Consider the following 1,903-nt stretch of genomic DNA (forward strand, 5'->3'; position numbering starts at 1 on the left):
CAACAACACGTTGTGGTACCGGAACGGCGTCCCGCCCGACATGATGACCTCCGTGGCGAACGTGTCCGGAGTGGGCACAGCCATCACGTACGCCTCGACCGGCGTGGCCAGCGATGGCATCACGGTGGGCCAGGGGAACACCAGCGTCGGCGCTGCGGTGTACGCCGACACGCGACCCGCGTTCGACCTGAGCGGCGCGACGGATCCGCAAGCTGCTGCCGACCTGGTGGGGGCCCACACCTGGCCGACGCTGCACCTGCATCCGGCCCAATGGCTGGTGTCGCGCACGCAGCAAGCGAGCGGCACCCGCGCGCCCGACGCAAGCGGCCTGCAGGTGAGCACTGCCTTCGCGTACGTCGGCATGAAATCCGACCTCTCCGGCGGTGGCAGCCTCGGGCTGGAAGCAGTCACCAAGTATTTCCCGTATGCGAGCGGCGGCATGATGGCCACCACCACCGAGTATCTGCAGCCGCTGAACGCGTCGGCCAGCTCGCAGGACGGCACGCAGCGCAAGCAGTTCGTCGGCATGCCGAAGTGCAGCTTCACGCGCTACCTGAGCAGCTGGACGCCGAACGTGCTGAAGCCGATCGACGTGGACGACAGCCGCAACACCCGTCCGGGTTCGCCGCGGCAGCGTCCGTTGTCGGTGGGCTCGGGTTCGTCGTCGGGCAGCGGCCCGAACGTCCACAGCGAATGCTTCGAGGGCGATGGCAAGTCGGGCAGCGCCTGGTCCGCCGACATCATCGGCATGACGAACTACACCTACTGCGATGTGCAGGCGCAGGCCAATGCCGGTGCGGCGACGATGGACCAGCCGTGTGCGAGCACTTCGCTGGTGAAGCGGCCGTACCAGGTTCGTTCCGTCGAACGGAAGTGGGACCTGACGACGCGGTCGCTGCTGATCAGCAAGACCGACACCGTCAACACGGCGATGACGGTCTATGGCGATGTCGGCAACGCCACGATCACGACCACCGGCTACGGCGTGGGAGGCCCGGCCGGGCAGAACCAGATGGTGACGAAGACCACGAAGAACACCTACCTGAGCGTGGACGACGGCACAGAGCGTTTCATCAGCGGCGACAAGTGGTTCCTCGGCCGGCTGGGGTCCAGCAAGGTGACCTCCACCACGTCAGCCACTCAGCCGCCCGTGCAGAGCAACGGCGGCCTGAGCGACATCGCGAAGGCGACGCAGGATCCTGCGTTGAACGGCACGCCGCCGAAGCTGATCCGGCCCGAAGTGCTGATGAGCATCCTGCAGATGCTGTTGGAAGACTGAGCACCGCCATGGCTGATTTTCACAAAGCTCTCCCCCGCCTGCTGGGCACCCTCACCGCTCTGGTGCTGCTGGGCGCGAATGCGCTGGCGCAGACCTTGCCTGCGCCGATCTTCGAGGAGGAACGTTCCAGCGAGTTCAAGTACGACGAGGCGACCGGTCTCCTGATCGAGGAGAGGATCGAGCCGACGAAAGCCGCGCTGTGCGTCGTGACCAGCTACCAGCTGGATCCGTACGGCAACCGGAAGCAGACGACGACTTCCAATTGCGCAGACACATCGTTGCAGCGCATTGCGAGCGCGTCGTACAGCAATGCCGCCCAGCCGTCCGGCACGCTCGACGGCAGCTACGCCACCAGTGCCTGGAACGCGCTCAACCACACCGAGACCAAGCTCGTGGACCCGAGGTTCGGGTTGGCGACATCGCAGACCGGCCCGAATGGCCTGACGACGACGTGGGAGCTCGATGCGCTTGGCCGCAAGGTGAAGGAGACGCGGGCCGACGGCAGCTTCAGCCGGGTGTGGTTCTGCTACGTGTCGCCGGCCATCTTCGACCAGAGCAGCAACTCGCCGGGCTGTCCGGGGTCGGGCGGCACGCAGATGGACAACCCGCCTGCGAAGGATCCGA

The 1,903-nt window shown here is 66.2% G+C and carries 2 protein-coding genes; both read left to right on the top strand.

The features are described from left to right. On the top strand, positions 1-1,279 hold a 1,279-nt coding region (locus AC1D12_RS32215), incomplete at its 5' end, for a hypothetical protein (protein WP_477845223.1). 8 nt (positions 1,280-1,287) lie between these two features. Then, positions 1,288-1,903: RHS repeat domain-containing protein (locus AC1D12_RS32220; RefSeq protein ID WP_477845224.1), on the top strand; the 616-nt coding region annotated here is incomplete at its 3' end.

Source organism: Rhizobacter sp. P1_G5 (assembly GCF_056405435.1).